Source organism: Verminephrobacter aporrectodeae subsp. tuberculatae At4 (genome assembly GCF_000193225.1).
In the GTDB taxonomy this organism is placed as follows: Bacteria; Pseudomonadota; Gammaproteobacteria; order Burkholderiales; family Burkholderiaceae_C; genus Acidovorax; species Acidovorax aporrectodeae.
Window position 1 is genome coordinate 1 of the sequence record NZ_AFAL01000490.1, and the last position, 7,415, is coordinate 7,415.

Consider the following 7,415-nt stretch of genomic DNA (forward strand, 5'->3'; position numbering starts at 1 on the left):
CCGACGCCAATGCCCAGCAGGGCGTCGATGCACAGGTCGCAGGCCCGGAGGCCATCGGGCGCGGCGTCGGCCCATTGCACTGCGGGGGTGGCCCGGGCGCGCTGCCAGGCGGCCTGCGCGTCGGCAGGGGCCGCGTCGGGGCGACCCAGCCAGGTCAGCACCACCTGGCGCCCATTGCGTTGCAGGTGCCGGGCCGCCTCCAGGCCGTCGCCGCCGTTGTTTCCGGGGCCGCATGCAATCCATACCGTGCGGGCATGCGGCGCCAGTGCCTGCGCCAGCTGCGCGAGCGCAAGGCCTGCGCGCTGCATCAGCGTGTGCGCGGGCAGCACGGCTGCGGCCGCATGCTCGATGCGGCGTGTCGCGGCGGTATCGAACAGGGGATGGGGCTGGTGCGGGCTGATGCGCTGCATGGCGGGCCGTGGGGGAGGGCTTGCTGCTATTGTTTTTGCGGTATCGGTGGTGTCGATGGTATCGGCCCGACCGGCAGTTCCCCCGGCGCAGCGCTGGCGGTTGCGAGTGGGCTCGGGGAGGAGCATGGGCGTGCTAGAATCTCCGGGTTTTGCTGGATGCTGCCCCATGCCCCCAAGGGTAGGGGGGCGGGGCTGTGCAAGCTGGCAATGTCCGATGAGGGGCAGTGCGCTACGCGAGCCCGGACGAGTGCATGCGCGGCGGCCGCGGCAAAACCAATCGCAAACCAGCCCCGGAAAGGTGTTGCGTCTGTCGTGCCGAGCACCGACAGCGCAAGTATTGGGGCTGGATTTCAGACCCAACCTTTGGAGTGTTTTTTTATGCAAGTCACCATGCGCGAAATGCTGGAGGCCGGTGTCCATTTCGGTCACCAGACCCGCTTCTGGAACCCCAAGATGGCCCCCTACATCTTTGGCCATCGCAACAAGATCCACATCATCAACCTGGAAAAGTCGCTGCCGCTGTTCCAGGAGGCGCAGAAGTTCGTCAGGCAACTGGCCGCCAACCGCGGCACCATCCTGATGGTGGGAACGAAGCGCCAGGCGCGTGAAATCCTGGCCACCGAGGCGCAGCGCGCCGGCGTGCCCTTCGTTGACCAGCGCTGGCTCGGCGGCATGCTGACGAATTTCAAGACCGTCAAGACCTCGATCAAGCGCTTGAAGGACATGAAGACGCAGCAGGAAGCCGGCCTCGACAGCCTGAGCAAGAAGGAGCAGCTGACGTTCTCGCGCGAGATCGAGAAGCTGGAAAAGGACATTGGCGGAATCCAGGACATGGCGGTGCTGCCCGACGCCATCTTCATCATCGACGTGGGCTTTCACAAGATCGCCGTGGCCGAAGCCAAGAAGCTCGGCATTCCGATGATCGGCGTGGTCGATACCAACCATTCGCCCGAGGGCATCGACTACGTGATCCCGGGCAACGACGACTCGGCCAAGGCGGTGACGCTGTACGCGCGCGGGATCGCCGACGCGATCGTCGATGGCCGTGCGAACGCGGTCAACGAAGTGGTCAAGGCCATCGTGTCCGAGAACTCCGACGAATTCGTCGAGGTGCAGGAGCCCGCGGTCTGATCTCCCGGCTGCGCGCTGCGTCGCAAACCAAACCAAAGTGGGGCTGGTGAGCCCCTTTTTTTCAGCCCGGATCCAGACCGGGTCCGATTCAACCGACAAGGAAGGAATACGACATGATGGCTGCAATTACTGCAAGCATGGTCGCCGAACTGCGCGGCAAGACCGACGCGCCCATGATGGAATGCAAGAAGGCGCTGACCGAGGCGGGTGGCGACATGCTCAAGGCCGAGGAACTGCTGCGCGTCAAGCTCGGCACCAAGGCGGGCAAGGCGGCGTCGCGCATCACCGCCGAGGGTGTGGTGGCCTGCCATATCAGCGACGCCGGCGATGGCACCCGGGGCGCCCTGATCGAGGTGAATAGCGAAACCGACTTCGTGAGCAAGAACGACAGCTTCATTGCGCTGGCCCGGGCCGCAGCCGAACTGGTCGCCCGGCACCGGCCCGCGGATATCGCCGCGCTCGGCGCGCTGGCCTACGCGCAGGACGGGTTCGGTCCGACGCTGGAGGACGTGCGCCGGGGCCTCGTCGGCAAGATCGGCGAGAACATGTCGTTTCGCCGCTTCGAATACTTTGGCAGCGGTGACCGGCTGACCTCGTACCTGCACGGCACGCGCATCGGTGTCGTGGTCGCATTCGACGGCGATGAAACCGCCGCCCGGGACGTGGCCATGCATATCGCCGCGATGAAGCCCGTGGCCCTGACCAGCGCGCAGGTGCCCGCCGCGCTGATCGACAAGGAGCGCGCGGTGGCAAGTGCCAAGGCCGCGGAAGACAAGGCCCGGGCCGAGGCCGAGGGCCGGCCCGGGCAGTCCGACGAAATCGTCGCCAAGCGCATCGAAGGCGGCGTGCAGAAGTACCTCAAGGAGGTCGCGCTGTTCGAGCAGGCTTTCGTGAAGAACGACAAGCAGACCGTGGCGCAGATGCTCAGGGCCGCCGGCACCACGGTCAAGGGCTTCACGCTCTACGTCGTGGGCGAGGGCATCGAGAAGAAGGTCGACGATTTCGCCGCCGAAGTGGCCGCCCAAGTCGCTGCCGCGAAGGCCGCCGCCTGATCGTCCCCGTCCCGCCCCGCCACCGGAGAAATTTGCCATGCCGCACGCCGCACCAGTCCACAAGCGCATCTTGCTCAAGCTGTCTGGCGAGGCGCTGATGGGCGACGACGCTTTCGGCATCAACCGCGCGACCATCGTGCGCGTGGTCGAGGAGATCGCCGAAGTCACGCGCCTGGGTGTCCAACTGGCGGTGGTCATCGGCGGGGGCAATATTTTTCGTGGCGTGGCCGGGGGCTCGGTCGGAATGGACCGCGCAACGGCCGACTACATGGGCATGCTCGCCACCGTGATGAACGCGCTGGCGTTGGCCGACGCGATGGACAAGCAGGGTCTGGTGGCGCGGGTGATGTCGGCCATCGGCATCGAGCAGGTGGTCGAACCCTACGTGCGGCCCAAGGCCCTGCAGTATCTCGAAGAAGGCAAGGTCGTCGTGTTTGCCGCGGGAACGGGCAACCCGTTTTTCACCACCGATACCGCAGCCGCGCTGCGCGGCGCGGAAATCGGCGCCGAGGTGGTGCTCAAGGCGACCAAGGTGGACGGCGTTTATACTGCCGACCCCCAGAAGGACCCCAAGGCCACGCGCTACACGAAGCTCAGCTTCGACGAGGCCATGGCGCGCAATCTGGGCATCATGGACGCGACCGCGTTCGCTCTGTGCCGTGACCAGAAACTGCCCGTGCGGGTGTTCTCCATCGTCAAACATGGCGCCTTCCAGCGCGTGGTGATGGGAGAAGACGAAGGTACGCTGGTCTACGCCTGACCACCTGCATGGGGTCGCCGTTCCCGAGGAGAAAAAATGACGCTTGCCGAAATCAAGAAAACCGTGGAAACCAGGATGGACCAGTCCATCACGGCGTTCAAGAGCAATCTGCAGAAAATCCGCACGGGCCGCGCCAACCCGGCGTTGCTCGACACGGTGCAGGTCGAGTACTACGGCGCGCTCGTGCCCCTGAGCCAGGTCGCGAACGTGGCGCTGATCGACGCGCGCACCATCAGCGTGCAGCCCTGGGAAAAGGGCCTGGGCGCGAAGATCGAAAAGGCCATCCGGGAGAGCGAGCTGGGCCTGAATCCGGCTTCGGTGGGCGATCTGATCCGCGTTCCCATGCCGCCCATGAGCGAGGAGCGCCGCAAGGAAATGACCCGGCTGGCGCGCACCGAGGGCGAGAGCGCCAAGATCGCCGTGCGCAACCTGCGCCGTGACGCGAACGAATCCGTGAAGAAGCTGGTGCGCGACAAGCTGGCGTCGGAGGACGAGCAAAAGCGCGCCGAGGCCGACGTGCAGAAGTTCACCGACCGGCACATCGCCGAGATCGACGCGTTGGTGGTGGCCAAGGAGCAGGAAATCATGGCCGTCTGAAGGCCCTCATCGGTTCTCACGACAAGCATCGTTCTCCATGTCCGTACCGCCGCAGGGGGGCCCGCGCCACATTGCCATCGTCATGGACGGCAATGGCCGCTGGGCCACGCGCCGCTTTCTGCCGCGCCTGGAGGGACACCGGCAGGGGGTAGACACCCTGCGCCGTTGCGCGCGTGCCTGCGCGCAGCGCGGCGTGGCGGTGCTGACCGTGTTTGCTTTCTCTTGCGAAAACTGGGGCCGTCCTGCCGAGGAGGTCTCCGGCCTCATGGAACTGCTGGTCCAGGCCTTGGCGCGCGAAGTGCCGCAACTCCAGCGCGACGGTGTGCGTCTGTACTTCGTGGGCGAGCGCGAGGGCCTGTCGCCCAAGGTGTGCGCCGGTCTGGCGCAGGCGCAGGCGGCGACGGCGGAAAACTCCCGCCTGGTGCTCAACGTCTGTTTCAACTATGGCGGCCGCTGGGACATCGCGCAGGCCGCCGCGGCGCTCGCGGCGCGCGGCGAGCCGATTACCGAGGCCAGCCTGCACGGCGCGCTGGGGCTGGCGCACGTGTCCGACCCGGACCTGCTGATCCGCACCGGGGGCGAGATGCGCATCAGCAACTTCCTGCTGTGGCAGGCCGCATACTCCGAGCTGTTCTTCAGCGACCGGCTGTGGCCGGACTTCGACGAACCGGCGCTGGACGAAGCGCTTGCGGCCTTCCGGGGACGCGAGCGCCGTTTTGGCAAAACTTCCGAACAACTGCTGTCCGTGCACTCCTGCTGATTCCCCTGATTCCGTGTAGCCGTCGCGCAAATACCTGCATATGAAACCGCGTTTCCGCACCCATGGTGGCGTTGCATTCCCCCGCGCTGGCTCCGGCCAGCGCGGGGATTTGCGCCTCGCCCCGGGCGCGAATGCCCCGACCTCATTGCGTGCAACTGTTTACGGGGCAGCGCACTGATCGGGCTAAAAAGGCTCCATGCTCAAACAGCGCGTCATCACTGCCCTGGTCCTGCTGGCCGTTCTGCTGCCCGCGCTGTTTTTTCCGTCCGGCGTGCCGTTCGCGCTGCTGGCGCTGGCGCTCATCGCCGCAGCGGCGTGGGAGTGGGGGCGCCTGAGCGGTCTCGGCCAGTCCGGCTCCTGCGCCGTGGGCGCCGCGTGCGTTGCCCTGTGCGCCGCGTCCTGGGCGCTGGGTTGGCTGGAGCGCCCGCTGACCGGGCTCTGGGTCGTGGGCGGCGGGCTCTGGGTGCTGGCCTGTGCCTGGCTGCTGCGCGCCGGGGTGCCCGGTTGGCCGCGCATCCCCGCAGCGGGGCGGCTCGCGGCGGGGTTGCTCGCCCTGTGGCTGGCCTGGCTGGCCGTGGTGCAGGCGCGCGGGGTCGGGGTGAATTTTCTGCTCTCGGTGCTGCTGCTGGTGTGGGTGGCGGACATCTTTGCCTATTTCTCCGGACGCGCCTTCGGCCTGCGCTTCACGCAGGGCCGGCTGGCGCCGTCGATCAGCCCGGGAAAGAGCTGGGAAGGCGTCTGGGGCGGGCTTGCGGGCGTGCTGCTGCTGGCTGTCGTCTGGGTCGCCGCGGACGCGCATTGGCAGGCGGCCGTGCCCAGTTTCTACAGCCGCATGGCGCAACCGGGCTGGTTCTGGCTGGTGCTCGCGGCGCTGTTCATGGTCGCCATGGCGGTCTCCGGCGACCTGCTGGAGTCGCTCATCAAGCGCAGCGCGGGCGTGAAGGACAGCAGCGCCCTGTTGCCGGGGCATGGTGGCGTGCTCGACCGGGTGGACGCGCTGCTGCCCACGCTGCCGCTGGCGATGATGCTCACGGCTTTGGTGCGACCAGCATGAAACAACGAATCACCATTTTGGGCTCCACCGGCTCCATCGGCGTGAGCACGCTGGACGTGCTCGCGCGCCACCCGGACCGCTTCGAGGTGTTCGCGCTCAGCGCGGCCACCCAGGTGGACCTGCTGCTGGCGCAATGCGCGCAGTTCCGTCCCCGGTTCGCCGTGATGAGCAGCGGGGCCCATGCGCGGCTGCTGGCGGAAAAGTTGCAGGCCAACGGCCTGCCGACGCAGCTTCTCCTGGCGCCGGATGCGCTTGAGATGATCGCCGCGCACGCCGAGGTGGACGCCGTCATGGCGGCCATCGTCGGCGCGGTGGGCCTCGCGCCCTGCCTGGCCGCCGCACGTGCGGGAAAGCGCCTGCTGCTGGCGAACAAGGAGGCGCTGGTCGTGGGCGGCGGCCTGTTCATGCGCGCGGTGCGCGAAGGCGGCGCCACGCTGCTGCCCATAGACAGCGAGCATTCGGCGATTTTCCAGTGCCTGCCCGAAGACCCCGAGACTTGGCCGCAGCGCGTCGACAGCATTCTGCTCACGGCCTCGGGGGGGCCGCTGCGCGGCTGCGACCCGGCGCTGCTGGCGCAGATCACGCCGGCGCAGGCCTGCGCGCACCCCAACTTCAGCATGGGGCGCAAGATCTCGGTGGATTCGGCGACGATGATGAACAAGGCGCTCGAGGTGATCGAGGCGCGCTGGCTGTTCGACCTGCGGCCCGAGCAGATCAAGGTCGTGATCCACCCGCAGCAGATCATCCATTCGATGGTGCAGTTCCGGGACGCGTCGATCCTGGCCCAACTGGGAACGCCCGACATGCGCGTGCCGATCGCCTGCGGGCTGGCATGGCCCGAGCGCATCGCCAGCGGCGCCAGCCGGCTGGATTTCTCGGCCCTGGGCACGCTGGCGTTTGAAGACGCTGACGCCGTGCGGTTTCCCGGCCTGCATCTGTCTTGGCAGACGCTGAACGCCGCCGAGGGGACTGCCGCCGTGCTCAACGCGGCGAACGAGGTGGCCGTGGCCGCGTTCCTGTCCGGGCGCCTGCGCTTCGACCATATCCATGCGGTCAACCTCGCCACGTTGGACCGGATTTCGCCCTACAGTCCGGACTCGCTCGAAGCCCTGCTGAGCCTGGACGCCCAGGCGCGCTGCGCGGCCGAGCATGCCGCCGGCCTGCTGGCCGCCTGATCGTTACCCCCGAGAGCACCCATCCCCATGCTGCTGACCATCGCCGCCTTCCTCGTGACCCTGGGCCTGCTGATCACGGTGCACGAGTACGGGCACTACCGGGTCGCCGTGGCCTGCGGGGTGAAGGTGCTGAGGTTCTCCGTGGGGTGGGGCCGGCCCCTGCTGCGCTGGCAGCCCAAGGGGTCGCCGACGGAGTTCGTGCTGGCCGCTTTTCCGCTCGGAGGCTATGTGCGCATGCTCGACGAGCGCGAAGCCCCCGTGCTGCCGCAGGAGCGCCACCTGGCCTTCAATACCCGGCCCCTTTGGGCGCGCGCCGCGATCGTGGCAGCGGGGCCGGGCGCGAATCTGCTGCTCGCGGTGCTGCTGTATTCCACCGTCAACTGGATCGGGGTGGAGGAGCCCCGGGCCGTGCTCGCCAGCCCGGTCGCGGGATCGGTGGCGCACGCTGCGGGCCTGCGCGGCGGGGAACTGGTCGA

At 67.7% G+C, this 7,415-nt stretch carries 9 protein-coding genes; 8 read left to right on the forward strand and 1 reads right to left on the reverse strand.

The genetic code is table 11. From position 1 onward, the window contains the following. Positions 1 to 410, reverse strand: a 410-nt coding sequence (locus VTU_RS27670) for an NAD(P)H-hydrate epimerase (protein WP_010105948.1), incomplete at its 3' end; no start/stop codon positions are given. A 378-nt stretch (positions 411 to 788) separates the two neighbouring features. On the opposite strand from VTU_RS27670, the gene rpsB reads away from it, so the two are divergent. From rpsB to VTU_RS27675, 8 genes are all read left to right on the forward strand, one after another. Next, positions 789 to 1,541 carry a 30S ribosomal protein S2 gene (gene rpsB / locus VTU_RS0115885; protein WP_010105949.1) on the forward strand — a complete coding sequence of 251 codons (753 nt, stop codon included), beginning with the start codon at positions 789 to 791 and terminating at the stop codon, positions 1,539 to 1,541. A 116-nt stretch (positions 1,542 to 1,657) separates the two neighbouring features. Then, positions 1,658 to 2,593, forward strand: a complete 936-nt coding sequence (gene tsf, locus VTU_RS0115890) for a translation elongation factor Ts (protein WP_029554470.1) — start codon at positions 1,658 to 1,660, stop codon at positions 2,591 to 2,593. A 37-nt stretch (positions 2,594 to 2,630) separates the two neighbouring features. Beyond that, complete coding sequence (gene pyrH / locus VTU_RS0115895) at positions 2,631 to 3,353, forward strand: UMP kinase (protein ID WP_010105951.1); 723 nt, start codon at positions 2,631 to 2,633, stop codon at positions 3,351 to 3,353. A 36-nt stretch (positions 3,354 to 3,389) separates the two neighbouring features. After that, on the forward strand, positions 3,390 to 3,950 hold the full coding sequence (gene frr, locus VTU_RS0115900) for a ribosome recycling factor (RefSeq protein ID WP_010105953.1): 561 nt from the start codon (positions 3,390 to 3,392) through the stop codon (positions 3,948 to 3,950). A 37-nt stretch (positions 3,951 to 3,987) separates the two neighbouring features. After that, positions 3,988 to 4,710, forward strand: a complete 723-nt coding sequence (gene uppS / locus VTU_RS0115905; protein ID WP_010105955.1) for a polyprenyl diphosphate synthase — start codon at positions 3,988 to 3,990, stop codon at positions 4,708 to 4,710. Positions 4,711 to 4,906: 196 nt separating this feature from the next. Continuing rightward, positions 4,907 to 5,764 carry a phosphatidate cytidylyltransferase gene (locus tag VTU_RS0115910; RefSeq protein WP_010105958.1) on the forward strand — a complete coding sequence of 286 codons (858 nt, stop codon included), beginning with the start codon at positions 4,907 to 4,909 and terminating at the stop codon, positions 5,762 to 5,764. Next, on the forward strand, positions 5,761 to 6,939 hold the full coding sequence (gene dxr, locus VTU_RS0115915; protein WP_010105960.1) for a 1-deoxy-D-xylulose-5-phosphate reductoisomerase: 1,179 nt from the start codon (positions 5,761 to 5,763) through the stop codon (positions 6,937 to 6,939). Before VTU_RS0115910 ends, dxr begins: the two co-directional genes overlap by 4 nt. 27 nt (positions 6,940 to 6,966) lie before the next feature. Next, positions 6,967 to 7,415, forward strand: a 449-nt coding sequence (locus tag VTU_RS27675) for a site-2 protease family protein (protein ID WP_010105962.1), incomplete at its 3' end; no start/stop codon positions are given.